The 17,048-nt window shown below is 41.9% G+C and carries 15 protein-coding genes; 2 read left to right on the top strand and 13 right to left on the bottom strand.

Annotation, left to right across the window (positions count from 1 at the left end):
- Positions 1-268: 268 nt before the first annotated feature.
- Positions 269-2,446, top strand: a complete 2,178-nt coding sequence (locus tag HUS62_RS15780) for a collagen-like protein (protein WP_175080288.1) — start codon at positions 269-271, stop codon at positions 2,444-2,446.
- Between the two features lie 76 nt (positions 2,447-2,522).
- Here HUS62_RS15780 and HUS62_RS15775 read toward each other — a convergent pair whose 3' ends face one another.
- The 11 genes from HUS62_RS15775 to glyA all read right to left on the bottom strand — a co-directional run bounded on the left by HUS62_RS15775 (position 2,523) and on the right by glyA (position 14,100).
- Entirely contained in the window at positions 2,523-3,635 is a 1,113-nt protein-coding gene (locus tag HUS62_RS15775) for a hypothetical protein (RefSeq protein WP_175080286.1), read from the bottom strand.
- Between the two features lie 76 nt (positions 3,636-3,711).
- Positions 3,712-6,798, bottom strand: coding sequence for a ligand-binding sensor domain-containing diguanylate cyclase (locus tag HUS62_RS15770; protein ID WP_175080284.1), 3,087 nt, complete (start codon positions 6,796-6,798; stop codon positions 3,712-3,714).
- A 33-nt stretch (positions 6,799-6,831) separates the two neighbouring features.
- Positions 6,832-7,317, bottom strand: coding sequence for a phosphatidylglycerophosphatase A (locus tag HUS62_RS15765; protein WP_054562659.1), 486 nt, complete (start codon positions 7,315-7,317; stop codon positions 6,832-6,834).
- A complete protein-coding gene (gene thiL / locus HUS62_RS15760) occupies positions 7,314-8,288 on the bottom strand; it encodes a thiamine-phosphate kinase (protein WP_175080283.1) in 975 nt (324 codons plus the stop codon). The genes HUS62_RS15765 and thiL overlap by 4 nt, the downstream gene beginning before the upstream one ends.
- A gap of 44 nt (positions 8,289-8,332) precedes the next feature.
- Complete coding sequence (gene nusB / locus HUS62_RS15755) at positions 8,333-8,743, bottom strand: transcription antitermination factor NusB (protein WP_054552571.1); 411 nt, start codon at positions 8,741-8,743, stop codon at positions 8,333-8,335.
- Positions 8,744-8,758: 15 nt separating this feature from the next.
- Positions 8,759-9,223, bottom strand: coding sequence for a 6,7-dimethyl-8-ribityllumazine synthase (gene ribE, locus HUS62_RS15750; RefSeq protein WP_054562661.1), 465 nt, complete (start codon positions 9,221-9,223; stop codon positions 8,759-8,761).
- Positions 9,224-9,328: 105 nt separating this feature from the next.
- Positions 9,329-10,444, bottom strand: a complete 1,116-nt coding sequence (gene ribBA, locus HUS62_RS15745; RefSeq protein WP_175080281.1) for a bifunctional 3,4-dihydroxy-2-butanone-4-phosphate synthase/GTP cyclohydrolase II — start codon at positions 10,442-10,444, stop codon at positions 9,329-9,331.
- A gap of 42 nt (positions 10,445-10,486) precedes the next feature.
- The gene (locus tag HUS62_RS15740) at positions 10,487-11,140 is read right to left on the bottom strand and encodes a riboflavin synthase (RefSeq protein WP_054562663.1); all 654 of its coding nucleotides are present in this window, start codon (positions 11,138-11,140) and stop codon (positions 10,487-10,489) included.
- 4 nt (positions 11,141-11,144) lie between these two features.
- Positions 11,145-12,284, bottom strand: coding sequence for a bifunctional diaminohydroxyphosphoribosylaminopyrimidine deaminase/5-amino-6-(5-phosphoribosylamino)uracil reductase RibD (ribD, locus tag HUS62_RS15735; RefSeq protein WP_175080279.1), 1,140 nt, complete (start codon positions 12,282-12,284; stop codon positions 11,145-11,147).
- Positions 12,285-12,286: 2 nt separating this feature from the next.
- The gene (gene nrdR, locus HUS62_RS15730; protein WP_054552576.1) at positions 12,287-12,736 is read right to left on the bottom strand and encodes a transcriptional regulator NrdR; all 450 of its coding nucleotides are present in this window, start codon (positions 12,734-12,736) and stop codon (positions 12,287-12,289) included.
- Positions 12,737-12,843: 107 nt separating this feature from the next.
- Entirely contained in the window at positions 12,844-14,100 is a 1,257-nt protein-coding gene (gene glyA, locus HUS62_RS15725; protein ID WP_054562665.1) for a serine hydroxymethyltransferase, read from the bottom strand.
- Positions 14,101-14,391: 291 nt separating this feature from the next.
- Between glyA and HUS62_RS15720 the strand changes: the two genes are divergently transcribed.
- On the top strand, positions 14,392-14,760 hold the full coding sequence (locus HUS62_RS15720; RefSeq protein WP_175080277.1) for a hypothetical protein: 369 nt from the start codon (positions 14,392-14,394) through the stop codon (positions 14,758-14,760).
- A gap of 56 nt (positions 14,761-14,816) precedes the next feature.
- Here the strand turns inward: HUS62_RS15720 and thrC are convergent, their stop codons facing one another.
- Positions 14,817-16,100 (bottom strand): threonine synthase, encoded by a 1,284-nt coding sequence (gene thrC, locus HUS62_RS15715; RefSeq protein ID WP_175080275.1) that lies wholly within the window; start codon positions 16,098-16,100, stop codon positions 14,817-14,819.
- 18 nt (positions 16,101-16,118) lie between these two features.
- On the bottom strand, positions 16,119-17,045 hold the full coding sequence (gene thrB / locus HUS62_RS15710) for a homoserine kinase (protein WP_058586208.1): 927 nt from the start codon (positions 17,043-17,045) through the stop codon (positions 16,119-16,121).
- Positions 17,046-17,048 lie beyond the last annotated feature (3 nt).

Genomic DNA, 17,048 nt, shown 5'->3' with positions numbered 1-17,048 from the left:
CAAGAGCGATAAAGCCTAAGCCATCAAAGTACCCACATAAAAAAAGAAATGCCAGTCAGCTTAACTGACTGGCATTGGCCTTAAGGCTCCTTTTTTATTATTTAAAACCATACACATAAAAAATAAATTACATATTTTCTATTTTCTTGCATCCAATATCTTTAGCTAGCCGTTTATTCACTGAGGTTAACTCGTGAGCACGTATTTGCAGTTAAACAATACAGGTTGTTTGTTCACATTTGATGGAATATTTAAAAGGTATAGACAAATGAATACGATTAAAAGTAATGCTATTAAAGATAAACAACTCGCTAATTCAAAACTATCTAAAATCACGTTTTCTGCCATTGCTCTTGCTGTGATGCTGGGTATCACAGGGTGTGATGGAGATGATGGTAAAGATGGTGCTATGGGAGCTCAAGGTGCAGCAGGGCAAGACGGAACTAATGGTGTCGATGGTCAAAATGGAACTGATGGCTCTGATGGTCAGGATGGTGCAGATGGTATGAATGGCAACGATGGTGCACCGGGCTTTGCATCAGCAACATTTATATTGGCCAACAATGGTTCTGATAATGCAGGCACTATCAACCTCATTGATCAAAACGCCGCTAAACTCACAACATTTAATACTGGTGCTAATGAAGGTGTTGTTTTCGATAGCTTAGGTAATTTAGTGCAAGCTGCTGATTCTGGCAATGGCGCACTAACTACAGTATGCCAAGTGTTAAACCGTGCAGATGGCATGTACACCAATAATATTGATCGTATGTTATCTGGCACAAACACCACACTGGTAAATCCGAAGGGCATACATATCTCTAATAAATACGGTCTTGTCTTTATTGCTGATTTCAATGCAATGCAAGTAACAGTATTTGGCAAAGAAGCTGCAGGAGATGTAGCACCATTAGCAACAACAGTAACCGATGCAAAGCCATGGGATCTCACGTATGATGAAAATAACGATCGTCTTTACGTTGCATTAACTAACGGTGATGTCGCTGTTTATGACAGTTATGTAATGGGCGGTTTTGCTGCAACACCAACTCGAACCATTACCCCAAGTGATGATACTGGTACAAAAATCTCAGTAAATATTCATGGTATTGCTTTAGATATGACCAGTAACAAGCTTGTGCTGTCTGATGTAGGTAGTGCTTCTGATGCAACAGATGGTGCACTCTTTGTTATTTCAAATGCTGCTCAAGCAGATGGTATGGTTACGGTTGACCGTCATATAGCAGGCCCAATGTCTATGCTCGGTAACCCTGTGGATATAAGTCTTACTGGCAGCGACTTGCGTGTGGCTGAAAAATCAAATGATGCAGTTCTAGTATTTAGTAATATTTTTGCGGGCGAAAGTGGTGATGTATCGCCAGATCTCATCACGCCAACAACAAAACCTGAATCAATCACAGAAACCGTTATGCATAATAATATGCAAGATAGTTCTGATAGTATTATGGTTAACATGCCCCTGCTAGGCGTTGCGGTAAGTAGTAACCCAGGTACTATAGGTCCAACAACAGGTCAAATCAGTCGTTTAAACGCTCCTTTAACAGCCGAACTGGCAACGTATAATGCAAATCAAACAATTGAAAGTGTAGCATTTGATAAGTCTGGCACTAGCTATGCGACATTTGATGATGCAGCTACATCTATGGGTGGTATCGTTATTTCAAACAAGGTTGCAACACAGCGCAACGCTGAAAGTTACGCAACCAACCAAGATAGAACAATCATGGGAGCAAGTACTGGTATTATCTCACCAAAAGGTATTGATATAGCTTCAGATATAGGCATGATTTTTGTTGCTGAATTTAATGCAACAACGCCTGGTGTTCTCATTTTCTCTAGCTGTGCAACAGGTGATGTAAGCCCATTAATGACCCTAACACCCAGTGCTAGTGCACGCCCTTGGGATGTAGACTATGATCCATCAACTGACAGAGCATTTGTTGCACTTACCAATGGCACAATTGCTGTTTTTGATGAAGTGAAAAGTAAGTGGATGTCAGGTATGACAAGCATTACAGGTGAAGATCGTTTAATTACCCCAGCATCCGGCGGCACTGCATTTGCTGCACCAACCAATATTCATGGTATTGATTATGACCCATTAAGTGACTCACTAATAGTTTCTGATGTTGGCTCTGCAGCCGATGCCACCGACGGGAAAATTTATGTGATTAATAGTGCCGCTATGGCCAGTGGTTTAACCAATGTAAGTGTAAATATCGCAGGTCCTGCAAGCCAATTAGGTAACCCTGTCGATATTATGTACACGGGTAATGATTTATATGTTGCCGAAAAATCGAATGGCCTAGTTTTGCGCTTTGATAATATATTAAATAGTCCTAGCGGTGACATTGCAGCAACAGTTAGCTACTCCTTTACCGCCCCAGAGTCTGTGGCTGTTTTACCTGCTTGGCTTAATCACTAACCATCAAAAGGTGTTTAGGTAACGAACGCCTCTGTTGGCCTCCAATGCCTTATCTAGCTCTAGATAAGGCATTTTTCTAATTACATAGTGATCTAGGAACACGGAATACTATTGATTGACCAGTTCCATGTTGCTTAAAAAAGATCGTGCAAGTTTCACCACCACTACCACTACCGTTGATAATAGTGTTAGTAGCTCCAGATGAACCATTGAATCCTACAACACCTCCGTTCGAATTGGTAAACGCCCCTGTTTCATTCAATTCTGCTAACTTATCAAGAGTGCATTCATTATCAATGAGTGCAGGTCCTGTATCACTACCTTTTAGAGCAGACAAGGTCATTCCGGCAACTCTTGATGCTTCATCAATTACAGTGTAACGAGTACGTGGAGCACCATTAGAGTCATAAAGGTAGATTTCATAGTCAAAAACTAAACCATCTTTGAATGAGCTTTCTTTTTCACTTTGTTCAAACTCCCAAATCAAAACAGGCTTTTTCGTTTCTTCAGTGTATTTCACATTGTAACTGACACCATTTAAGTTGACTCCAACACTTGAAGGGCTAACTCGCCCTGAGTTGTTAATGCGCTTTACTACCTCTCCGGTCGGAGCACCTTCTAAGTTGAACATTAGAGATAAATTCATTAACTCTTTAAGATGATTCATTTTATTTGGATCAACTAACATCGATAGAGCTGTATTATCAGGACAAGTATCTGATGATGAAGTCATTGGCACTGAATTAAAAACCATTGTATTTTGAATATTACTCGCCTCATAATTCTGAATATTACTTATCGCATAACTAAGAGCTTCATTATAATCAACAACAGCTTGATAGCCTTCAATTTGATTCTGAGTTAGTGTTCTATCTAATGCTTGAGCAGAAAACGTTGGAGCAACTTTGCTATGCCCTAATAAAAAGCTATAAACTGTTTTAGTGACAGGATTTACTAAAACTACATTTTTCTGAACAGAGCCACATATCATATTATCAATGCTCATTGGGCGATTTGGATCTTCTGGATAACATTTTTTAGGGTTAATGTACTCATTTTTGGCAATTGTCCTAGCAATCTCTTTACTAGTACATTGTTTGCAAAAAAAAGCCTCCGATTGAATATCAGCCACACCGTTTGATGAATAAAAACCCAATATGCTAATGAACATTACAATTATTTTTTTCATATCCTTCCCTTTTTATAAAAAACTTAATCACCAAAAAAATTAACGCCCTCGAAACATCGTGTAAACAACACTATATTTAACGCATCCAAATTTTAATATCGGCTAAGCCATTAGCTTGTAGTGCACTAAGCTGCTGATCAACATTGTGGCTTTGTTCGAATTCAAAGGCATCTAATTGCTCGTCAAAGGTAATGTTTGCTACACCATCACCACCGCGCTTTTTAACTTGATGCAGTGCGATATCAGCAAGGTTAACTGAGGTTTCCCAACCAATAACTTGGCCCCCCAGTAAAGGTAATGGATAGAAAGACCAGCCAATAGATGCAGTAATCGTGGTCGATTCTCCATTCGGTAATCTAAATGGGTTTGCTGCAATTGCTTCACATAAATCGGCCACATAATTGTCTATCGCTGTGCGTTTGAAATCACGTAGTAAGAGTAAAAACTCATCGCCACTCCAGCGTGCAACATAGTCAGAACCTTGAGTACGGCTATTCAATAAAGTCGCCATTTGCTGTAAGCAGCTATCGCCAGCAAGCGGGCCATATGCATCATTAATGCGACTAAAGTTATCAAAGTTAATTATTAATAGCACGAGCGACTTACCCTGCGCTTGCAATGACTGCGAGTTACGCTGGAAGTGTTCGATATCTTTAGGGAGCTGATCAAACAAGAAGCGTCGGCTACGTAGGCCTGTAAGCTCATCTGAGTGACTTACTAGCTTAAGCTGTGAATTCACTTGGTTAAGCTTATCGTTAGCTTCTCGAAGCTCTACGGTACGTTCTGTTACTAAGCTTTCAAGGGCTAATTGCTTACGTTTCTCTTGCGCTCTAAATACCCAAAACACAAGGTAGAACAGTAAAATAAAGCTACTAGTGATCAAGAGTCTAAAATAAATAGTCTCATCAAAACGGCGCGGCACTACAAAGCTGTACTCAGTACGACGTGCTTTTTGCCAATCTTCACCACGGCGCTTTGCTTCAAGTTGGAATAAAAACGACCCCGGTGGTAAGTTGGTATAGATTGCCTCACGACGAGTATTGGCATAACGCCAGTCACTGTCTAAGCCACTTAAACGGTAACGGAACTCGATACTTGAAGGGGCATAATAATCAATCGCAGTGTATTTTAACGTTACATCGCGTTCATCAATATGTAGCTCTGGCTTACTGCCTAAAGTAGCCGTACTTAAATGACGAAGCGGCGTGATCAAACTTTCAATACGAGGCTTAAGAGCTTGAACACCAAAAAGCTCAACGCTCTTTGGTATTTCTACCACACCTTGTAGGCTTGGATACCAAATAGAGTTACCGGTATCTGCTACAGCGTCATGACCAAGGCCAGCACAACACTGACTTGCTTTACCATCAAGTTGACGGTCGAACGATGAGATCACTTGCTCTACTTTTAAGCTCTCGATATCAGTACCAAACTGCTCGACTGGCATGCGGTATACACCCTTCATGGTACTGACCCAGATACGTTTTAATTGCTTATCGTAAACAAGACTAAAAATAGAGCCATACGGCAGACCATCTGTCGCATCTAACTGACGCCACTGACCTTTGGTACTGCGATAAAATAAACCATCGTTAAGTGAGCCAATTAATATCCCCACCCCTTCAATATTCAAAATACTGGTAACGTAGGCACTTTCTAAGCTGGTTTGGTCGCCAATTTTTTCAATCCCGCGGTCGGTAAAGTAATAAGCCCCTTTACTGGTGCCAATTAAACCAAAGTTTTGCTCATCCAGAACATAGGTAATAAATTTACTGCTTAAGAAGGCATTGTATGCAAAGGGTGTTAAACCACCGTAGCTTAAGCGGTACATACCACGGCCAGTACCGAGCCAAAAACCGCCTTTGCTAGAACGGCTAATTGCGAATACAGGGTTATCACGCAGCGCTCGCCCCGGTACCGTATACAAGTTTTGGTTTTCGTAATAAAACACACCGCGGCCTGTTGCGATGTACAAACGATCACCGTCAAACTGTAAGTCGTGCACTGCTGCTCGACCAAACTGGTTACTCGGAATTTGATTTACAAAATTCTTGTTGTAATCGAAGTAACCAACACTGCTGCGGTTAGCCACCCATAATTTGCCATCAGGTGCTTGGCTAATTGCCATCACCGCTTCGGTCATATTTGAGATAGCTGAGTGACGTTCAATACGCCCTTCGTGAGCAAGCCATAAGCCTTCACTGAAGCTTGCCAGCCAAATGTTATTTTGATTGTCACGGAAAATATCGGCAAACCAAATGCTTTGATCGAGCTGGCTTGGCTCAACCCATTGCCAATCTCCTGAGTTATCACGAAATAACAGCCGGCCATAGGTCGAAATCCAAAGCGCACCATCTGAGTCGCTCATAAACTTATAAACGGCAGAATTACTGGCATTTGGCAGTGGGAATGGACGCAGCTCGTCATCTAAATCAAGAAAGTAAGCACCCAGCTCTGAAGCAAGGTATAAATTCCCTTCAAGCCAAGCCATGTCATGAATAATGGTTTGTGCTAAACGCTCAGGTAATGAAACTTTGGCAGTCAGCTCTAATCGTAACTTTGCAAAGTCAGAAGAGGTATTGGTTAAACGCAATAAGTGACGCTCATTGACCAGCCAAATGCCTTCTGGCGACAACGCCATTTGGCTCACTGAACCCACAATTTGCGTAATAGCAGTGGCATTAGATACCGGTACAATTAACGCGGAGTTTTGGTTTAGTGTGACTTGATTTCGAGCAACATAATAAAGACCATTCGCTGCAATCCAAATACTGCCTTTGGAATCTTCAAGAATATCGCGAACCGGACCTTTAACGTTAAAGGTTTGCGACATCATGGTTTTAGGGTCAAGTGTTACCAATCCATTTTTGGTACCAACCCAAAGTAACCCAGTACTATCAACTAATAGCTTATTAATACCATTACTTGGTAGGAAATCGCTGTTTTGCGTATTGAAGTTAGTGAAGGTGTTACCATCAAAGCGGCTTAAGCCAAACTGAGTGCCCAGCCACATATAGCCTTGCTCATCTTGAGCAATGCTTTTTAAAGATTGCGATGGCAAGCCATTTTGGATGTTCCACTGTTTGACGACATAGTCAGTAATAGATGCAAACGCAGGCGTACTGCAAAGCATCAACAAACAGACAACTAGAAATCGCATCATATACTTGCCACCAAGTAACACTTAACTCATCGTTTAAAAAGGCAAATAGCCTGCTTTAAACAAGGCTTGAACACAAATTAATGAAAATATACCAGCTAAAATATCATCAGCCATGATGCCCAAGCCACCGTGTAAACGTCTATCGAGAATTCGGATAGGGCCTGGTTTAGCGATATCAAAAAAGCGGAACAATAAAAAACCAACCAACAGTGACTGCCAACTCAGTGCAGCACCAATCATGGTGATATAATAACCAGCAACTTCATCCCAAACAATGGCTGGATGATCATGTACCCCTAAGTCATCTGCTGTTTTACCACATGCCCAAATACCAAATACACTGATCACGATGGCAAACACAATCTGTAACCACAGTGGAAAGTACATAGTAGTAAAAATAAATGGCAAGGCAGCAAAGGTACCAAAGGTGCCAGGTGCTTTAGGGGCAAGGCCTAAGCCAAAACCCAAACCAAAAAATTGGTGTGGGCGTTTTAAATTGAATAATCGGTTACTGCTCAAACCGGCTCCTTCGTAAAGTGCTGAAAGCCCTTACCTTGATAATTAAATTGCTCACCATCAAGTAATAGCTCAATCTCACCTTCACCACTTTTAATTTGACCCACACAACTTGCTTCAACACCATATTGGCGTAGCTTCATATCAACCATGCTTTTATTGCTTTCTGGCACGATAAACAGCAGCTCGTAGTCGTCACCATAATTTAAAATGTAGTCAAATTGCTCTGCACGTGGAATCGACGAATTTAATGCATCTGAAACAGGCACTTTATCAACATTGATCACCGCACTAACTTGCGATAGCGCTAAAATATGGCCCAAGTCAGCTAATAAGCCATCGGAAATATCAATTGCTGCAGAGGCAGCGCCTCGCAAAACCTGACCAGCTGCAACACGTGGAGTCGGATAATCAAAACGATTATTTAAATAGCTTAAGTGTTCTGGGGCGATATCGAGGCCTTGTTTACGAGCTTCAATGGCTACACCAGCATCACCTAACGGACCTGTTACATAAATCCAATCGCCAACTTTAGCACCGCTACGGCGCAGTGCTTTGCCTTCAGGCACGATGCCTTTAGCGCAAATCGTAATAGTTAAAGGGCCTTGAGTGGTATCACCACCAATGATTTGCACATTGAAGTACTCTGCAATTTCATGCATGCCTTCAGTGAACTCTTCAAGCCACTCTATATTTGCTTCAGGCAAAGTTAGGCCTACCGAAATCCACGTAGGTTCAGCACCCATTGCCGCAAGATCACTTAAGTTAACAGCTAAAGCTCGATGCCCAAGGGCACGCGCAGAGATGTCATCAAAAAAGTGTACGCCCGCAACTAAGGTGTCTGTTGTTACCGCCAATTGACAGTTTTCAGGCACAGTTACTAAGGCACAATCGTCACCAATACCTAGGTTCACATCACGGCGAATAATGCCACGCCCCTTAAAGTAACGATTGATTAGTTCAAATTCCTTCATACACAAAAAAGCCGGCCCAAGCCGGCTCTCCTTTACGGGGTTACTTACTTACGCAGTTCTTTCACTGCTTTATCAAGTACACCGTTGACAAACTTATGGCTGTCTTCAGCACCAAACATCTTAGCAAGCTCAATGCCTTCATTGATTGCCACTTTGTAAGGTACGTCTTCACGGAATTTCAGCTCATAGCCAGACAGACGTAAAATTGCTTTTTCGACCATGTCTAACTCATCAGCTGGGCGTGCTAAATGTGGTGCAACGATTTCATCTAATTGCTTACAGTTAACAACAACACCGCGTGCTAGGTCTTTGAAATATTCGACGTCGATCTTAGTCACATCATTTTCAATTAACATTTGCTGTTCAATATCAGCAATTGGGTTACCGCTTAACTGCCAAGAGTATACGGCTTGAAGTGCTAAGATACGTGCTTTACGTCTTGCTGCTGGTTTCACAGAGATTCCTTAAACTTAAATTTTGTCTAACACATTAACCATTTCAAGCGCACCTAAAGCAGCTTCGCCGCCTTTGTTACCCATTTTGGTACCTGCGCGCTCAATTGCTTGCTCAATGCTTTCAGTGGTTAATACGCCAAATGCAACCGGGATATCATACTCAAGAGATACTTGCGCAAGACCTTTGTTTGATTCGCCAGCGACTAAATCAAAGTGTGGTGTACCACCTCTGATCACTACGCCTAAAGCGATGATTGCATCGTGTTCTTTCTTTGCCGCAACGCGTTTCGCTGCTAAAGGTAATTCAACGGCACCTGGTACGTAAACAACTGTAATGTCGTCTTCAGATACGCCACCTGTGCGCTTAAGCTCATCAACAGCACCTGCTAATAGGCTGCTACCAATAAAGTCATTAAAGCGAGAAATGACAATGGCAAATTTTTTGCCCGGTGCGTATTTGTTACCTTCAATAATTTTCATTTAATAACCCTAAAAAATAAGTTTAAGCGGTTGCGATTGCGCAAAAATTACGGCGCATAATACCACAAAAATATAAAAGTAGCCTAGTAAATCTGTTTTCCCTAACTAAGACTGTGGCTCAACATAGTCAACCACTTCTAAGTGGAAACCAGATAACGCATGGTACTTCTTAGGACGGCTCATTAAGCGCATCTTTTCAATACCTAAATCAGCCAAAATTTGCGAGCCCACACCCACAGTACGCGATGTACCTTGGAATTTACGATGACTCACATTTTCGCCAGCATCTTCAGCGGCAAAGGCTTTAACGGTTGCTTCTAGGTCTTCAGTTGACTCTTGTTTACCCAAGATAACCAGCACACCGTTGTGCTCAGCGATATAAGCCATAGCATCTGATAAGCCCCAGCTACGATCAGCACTTCTATCTGATAATAGAATATCGTTAAAGGTACTTTGTAAGTGAACACGTACTAACGTTGGTTCATCTTTCGATACTTCACCTTTTTGTAAAACATAGTGAAGCTGACCATCAATGGTGTCTTTGTAGGTCACTAAATCAAACTCACCGTGATCTGTTGGCAGTTTACATTTAGCAACGCGCTCAATGGTGGTTTCGTTTAGGTTTCGGTATTCGATTAAATCTGCAATGGTGCCAATCTTTAAGTCATGCTCTTTAGCAAATACTTCAAGATCAGGGCGACGCGCCATGGTGCCATCTGGGTTTAAGATTTCAACAATCACAGATGAAGGCTCAAGACCTGCTAAACGCGCTAAATCACAACCTGCTTCAGTATGACCTGCACGTGTTAAAACGCCACCAGGCTGCGCCATAATTGGAAAAATATGCCCTGGCTGTACGATATCGCTCGGCACGGCACCTTTAGCGATTGCAGCTTGAACGGTACGGGCGCGGTCGGCCGCTGAAATACCTGTAGTTACACCTTTCGCCGCTTCAATTGACATTGTGAAGTTAGTTGAAAAAGCAGCACCGTTATTTTTCACCATAAGTGGTAATTCTAACTGCTGACAACGCTCTTGTGTCATTGTTAAACAAATTAAACCACGGCCATGTGTTGCCATAAAGTTGATAGCATCAGCACTAATGTGCTCTGCTGCGATGATTAAATCGCCTTCGTTTTCTCGGTCTTCATCGTCCATTAAAATAACCATTTTACCGGCTTTAATGTCATCGATAATTTCTTGCGCGCTGTGTAAATTCATAATGTGCCCATGAGAGTATGATTAATAGTGACGTATCTGTGCTTATTTAATAAAGCCAGCTTGTGCTAGCAAGCTCATTGATATGTCTGAACGGGAAGGTTGTTCAGCCCCTTTAATTAGGCGCTCTAAATAGCGAGCAATCTGGTCAACTTCTAAGTTCACCTGAGTCCCCACCTGAAATTCTGCAATCGTTGTTTGCTCTGCAGTATGCGGAACAATCGTCAGCTTAAAGCGATTTTGCTCAACCTCGTTAACGGTTAAGCTAATGCCATCAATACACACCGAACCTTTGTACGGAATGTACTTCATTAAATCATTGTCTGTGCTTAACCAGTACTCAGTTGCACGAGCATTAGGACTAATACTTTCGACAGTCGCAATACCATCAACATGCCCTGACACTAAGTGCCCACCTAAGCGAGAAACCGGTTGCATGGCTTTTTCAAGGTTAACTGTTTGACCTTTTTTATAATGTGCAAACCCAGTTAAGCTAATTGTTTCGTTTGATAAGTCAGCACTAAAACCATCGCTATGTTTAGCGACAACCGTTAAACACACACCATTGGTGGCAATACTGTCACCGAGCTTGACGTCTTTCATATCCAAATTAGGGCTTTGAATACGAATAGCTAGATCACCTTGCTTTTGTGTTAGTTCAACAATTTTACCTGTTGCTTCAATAATTCCAGTAAACATAGTGCTACTCTTTATTTTCAATGTCTGTGGCTTGCTTTGCTTTTATCGCTGTTAAGCGAATATCATCGCCAATCATCACTGTATCAGTAAAGGTCAGTTCAGTGATATCACTCATCATGGTGACTTCTGCAAAGTTTAGTAAGCTTTTGCCCATATCACCTATTAACTTAGGGGCAATATAAACAATGTATTCGTCAATTAAATCTTGCTCTGCGAACACCCCAGCAAGGGTTGCACCCGCTTCGAGCCAAATATGATTAAATTGTAGTTCAGCAAGACGCTTTAAAACCGCCGATAAATCAACTTTATTGTTAATTGCTGGTACTACTTCGTGTTTAACAAAGTGAGGCCATTTGGTGTGATTATCAAGCGAAGTGGTAAAAATTATCACCGGGCTCTCGATGCTGAATAACGCAAGCTCAGGCGTTAACCTGTTTTGTGAGTCAATAATGATTCGGGTTGGTTGGCGCAAAGGCAACGATGTTGGCATGGTAAATGGCAACTCATCAACACGAACATTAAGTTTGGCATTATCAGTAATAACGGTGTCTGCACCGGTTAAGATAGCACAGCTTTCGGCACGAAATGCTTGCACATCTTGGCGCGCTTTAGGGCCTGTTATCCATTTACTTTGGCCGTTATTTAGCGCGGTTTTACCATCTAAACTACATGCCATTTTACAAGTCACATATGGCAATCCAGATTCCATACGCTTTAAAAAACCTTTATTTAAATCGCGCGCTTGTTGTTCAAGTAAACCAGATGCAACGCTAATACCGGCGTCGGCTAAAATTTGTAGGCCGCGTCCACTCACCGCAGGGTTTGAGTCAACCATAGCGGCAATCACCTTGCTTACACCCGCGGCTTTTAAACCTTCGGCACAAGGTGGAGTGCGTCCATAATGACTACAAGGCTCTAAAGTCACATATGCAGTGGCGCCTTTCGCGTTGTCGCCAGCTACAGCCAAGGCATTCACTTCAGCATGGCCCTGCCCTGCTAATTGATGAAACCCTTCACCGACTATTTCGCCATCTTTAACCAAAACACAGCCAACATTCGGGTTTGGTGTCGTAGTAAAACGACCTAGTTTAGCAAGCTCAATGGCACGCGCCATATAAGCCGTATCAAGCTCTGTAAACGACATGATTAATCACCTAAACGAGCGATTTCTTCACCAAACTCGCGAATATCTTCAAATGAACGATAAACCGATGCAAAGCGCACATAGGCTACTTTGTCGAGTTTCTTTAGTGACTCCATGATGCATTCGCCAATTAAATGGCTAGAGATTTCACGCTCACCCGTAGCACGAAGTTGAGATTTAATGATGTTAACGACTTCGTCGACCTGCTCAGTGCTCACTGGGCGTTTCTCTAAAGCGCGATGCAAGCCATTCAGTAACTTGTCTTCATTGAATGGTTCACGGCTACCGTCTTGCTTGATGACTCTTGGCATCACAAGTTCAGCGCCTTCAAAGGTGGTAAAGCGCTCATGGCATTCGTTACATTCACGTCGACGTCTCACTTGGTGACCACCGCCAACAAGTCGAGAATCAATTACTTTAGTATCTTTTGCGGTGCAAAAAGGGCAATGCATAGGGTTCAACTTCCGTTTATAAAAACAAAAAAAGGCCGCTTAGTAAGCGGCCTTTATAATAGCAAAAAACAACGCTATTGTTATCTTAATTACGGTTTAACTAGTAATTAAGCGTAAACTGGTAATTTTTTACAGATAGCTTTAACTTTCTCTTTTACTTCTGCTTGTACAGACTCATCGTTGATGTTGTCTAGTACGTCACAGATCCAGCCAGCAAGCTCTTTTGACTCAGCTTCTTTGAAACCACGGCGAGTAATAGCCGGAGAACCAATACGAAGACCAGACGTTACAAACGGTGAACGTGGATCGTTTGGTACTGAGTTTTTGTTTACAGTGATGTTTGCGTTACCTAGTGCAGCGTCAGCATCTTTACCTGTGATATCTTTATCGATTAGGTCAAGAAGGAATAAGTGGTTGTCTGTTTTACCAGAAACAACTTTATAGCCACGCTCTTGCAGTACTTCAACCATTGCTTGTGCGTTCTTAACAACTTGTGCTTGGTACGCTTTGAATTCTGGTTGTAATGCTTCTTTGAAAGCAACCGCTTTAGCAGCGATGATGTGGCATAAAGGACCACCTTGACCGCCAGGGAAAACAGCGCTGTTTAGCTTTTTGTAGATCTCTTCATCACCACATGCAGAAACGATTAGACCGCCACGAGGACCTGCTAATGTTTTGTGAGTTGTTGTTGTAACAACGTGTGCGTGAGGGATTGGGCTTGGGTATACACCAGCCGCGATAAGACCAGCAACGTGAGCCATATCTACGAATAAGTATGCACCTACTTTATCAGCGATTTCACGGAATTTAGCCCAGTCAACAACGCCTGAGTATGCAGAGAAACCAGCGATGATCATTTTTGGCTTGTGCTCTAATGCAAGTGCTTCAACTTGAGCGTAATCAATTTCGCCTGTTTCGTCGTTTAGGCCGTATTGAATTGCATTGTACGTTTTACCAGAAAAGTTAACGTGTGAGCCGTGAGTTAAGTGACCACCATGAGCTAAGCTCATACCTAGTACTGTATCGTGTGGCTGAAGAAGTGCTTGGAAAACAGCTGCGTTTGCTTGTGAACCCGCATGTGGTTGAACGTTAGCGTAATCTGTGCCGAATAATTCGTTTGCACGGTCAATTGCTAATTGCTCAACAACGTCAACATGCTCACAACCGCCATAGTAACGTTTGCCTGGGTAACCTTCAGCATATTTGTTGGTAAGCTGAGAACCCTGCGCTTCAAGTACGCGTGGGCTACAGTAGTTTTCAGACGCGATCAGTTCGATGTGCTCTTCTTGACGAGCCGTCTCTTTATTGATGGCTGCAAATAACTCTGGATCGAAATCCGAAATATTCATGCTACGTTCTAACATGGGGTCTCCTAAGGCAACGTGTATGGTGTTTTTTAAAGGCTGTATTGTACGCTTAAAACGCACTTTTGCCTATCTTGTAAAGATGAACATATTTAAACAGGGATTGAATTTATTTCACAGTGTTTTAATAATGATATTTTTTTATTGATACATAATAAAAATTTATAAATTTAAAATATTACATAGATTTTTAAAATGTCACTCTTCATGAAATTGTTTACGATTTATTGCGTTTTCATTGAGGCGAACTAAGCTTATAGAATTGCTCAATATCAAGGATGGTATAACTTCATGCTAGCTAAACCAATATACGAATTAGTCCCCTACGCATACTTCTCTCTTGGTATCAGCTGTATCACTTTAGCCAATGATTATGTGCCAACTTTGATCGGCGTGGTCTTATTCTTATTAGGCGCTAACATTTGGCGGATGCGCTCAGAAGCCAGAAGAACCGATCATTCAAGCCAGCGTGTTAAACAAAAAAAACGTCGCTATTACTATGAATTTAAACCCTTTATTATTTTTATTTCGGCATTCACTTTGATGCAATGGACGCAAAATGAACTCATCTCGGTGATCAGCATTTTGCTGTGTATCTCGGCAGGGGTCATTCTAAGCATGCGGATTTTAAACCGTCATAGCCATTCGTTACTTCATTGAGAGCTTTATTAAAAGACAGCATAAAAAAGAGCGGCTTAGCCGCTCTATAATCAGGGTTATGCTAATTTATTTAACAGCTCAGTTCGAAGCAATTGATAATCAAACTTAATATCTTCAGCCAAACACTCATTTGCTAGCGCATCAGCGAGCGGTTTCGGCATAGGTAGTTCGATGTCTAAAATTTCTTCTACACTGTCTTTAAATTTAGCTGGGTGTGCAGTCGCTAAAAAGATACCTGCACTGCCATCAGCTAGATTTTCTTTCAAGCCTTGATAAGCAATTGCAGTATGAGGCTCTGCGATGTAACCCGTTTGATGAATTATTTTCATCACCTCTTTTGTTTCTTCTTCACCAACACAGCTTGAATAAAAGTCATCATAGCTAAACCATTTGTTATCCAACATAAACTGAACACGTGGCCAGTTATTCGGTTTACTCACATCCATAGCGTTCGATAACGATTCAAGCGTGTCATTCGGTGCCCACTCTTTGCTTTGTAAGAAACGTGGCACAGTGTCGTTTTGGTTAGTTGTAGCACTTAGTTTCGCTACTGGCATACCAAGCACAGCACCGATCATCGCAGCGCACACATTACCAAAGTTACCACTTGGTACTGAGATATGCGCTTTACTACGCTGCTCTTTAGGTAATTGAGCAATGGCTTCAAAGTAATAGCAAACCTGTGCAACTAAACGACTGATGTTGATTGAATTAGCAGAATTTAGACCTAGCTTTTGTTTAACTTCATCGTCTAAGAAAGCTTGCTTTACCATGCTTTGGCAATCATCAAAGCTACCATCAACAGCATAGCAATGAATGTTATTGCCTAACGTTGTAAATAGCTTTTGCTGCGCTAGTGAAATTTTACCTTTCGGGTATAAAATCACGACATCGATATTTGGCTTATTATAAAATGCATGAGCAACTGCAGCCCCTGTGTCGCCTGATGTTGCTGTTAAAATAGTGACTTTTTCGCCTTGGTTAAATTGTGCAAGACACTCAGCCATAAAACGGCCACCAAAGTCTTTAAACGCAAGTGTTGGACCATGAAATAGCTCTAAACAATAAATATCTTTTTCTACTTCAACCAGTTTCACATCAAAGTTAAAGGCATTTTGTACCATCTGTGCAACGGTATCGGCAGGTAGTTCATCGCCAATTAGGTGCGATAAAATCTTGCTGCTACGACTAACAAAGTCTAAATCAAGTAACGCATCAATGTCTTGAATTGGCGTTAGGCTTTCAGGGAAGAACACCCCTTGGTTGCGCCCTAACCCTGTTTTTACCGCTTCAACAAACGACACCTGTTGTGTTTCATCTTTTAAATTATGTAATTGCATGTTTATTCCTTAAAATCTTTAAAGCTGTCGTGTGCCAAGCTGATCAAGTTTACAGATATGGCTGAAACCTTGTTCATTTACGTAATTATCATTAAGCCAAGCTGCACACTTTTGAGCAGCTTCAAGACTCTTACACACGGTAAATAATGTTGGGCCAGCACCAGAAATACTGACAATCTCTGCGCCAAGCTCTGGCAAGGCACTTTTAGCTTCGGCAAAACCTTGGATTAATGGTGCGCGATGTGGCTCAGCGATTTCATCTGTCATAATTGATAACGCAGCATCAAAACGACCTGTTAGCAATAAGCTGCTAAATGCAGACAGTCGCTGTGCAAACTCAACACTGTCGTGCATTGATAATTGCGTTGGCAATACCGAACGCGCTTTTGCAGTATTCAGTGAAAAACCTGGAAAAGCCGCTACGTAATACCATTGATTATCAACGGGTAACGAAATTGACTTGTTCGGAATCAGTTCACCAGTTAATTGCAAACCACCTAAATAACAGGGTGTGATGTTATCGTAATGACGGCCGCCACTAACAATGGCTTCAAAATCAGCCATCAACTCGATAAGTTGCTCTTGAGATAAGTTGGTTTCGGCAAATTTATCAAGGGCAGCAAATGCTGCCACCACAGAACAAGCACTTGAACCTAAACCTGAGCCAATTGGTAGGTTCTTTTTAAGCTCAAGTTTTACCGCTGGCATAGCTGGCGCAACGTGTTCTTTAAAATGAATTAAACATTGATAAGCCAAGTTTTCTTCAGCATTAGCAGGCAGTTTATGGGCATAGTCGCCAGAGCATACAAAAGTATCTTGCTCAGCGGCACTCACCTCTACAACATCACCTAATAACGTACCATCGATAGGTGCCAGCGCGGCACCTAGCGCATCAAAGCCGACAGCAAAATTCCCGATTGAAGCGGGTGCATATACACGGATCATCAC

Source organism: Pseudoalteromonas sp. 0303, from assembly GCF_013349995.1.
In the GTDB taxonomy this organism is placed as follows: Bacteria; Pseudomonadota; Gammaproteobacteria; order Enterobacterales; family Alteromonadaceae; genus Pseudoalteromonas.
Note: the sequence above shows the minus strand (reverse complement) of the source record. Positions and strands in the feature narration are given on the sequence as shown.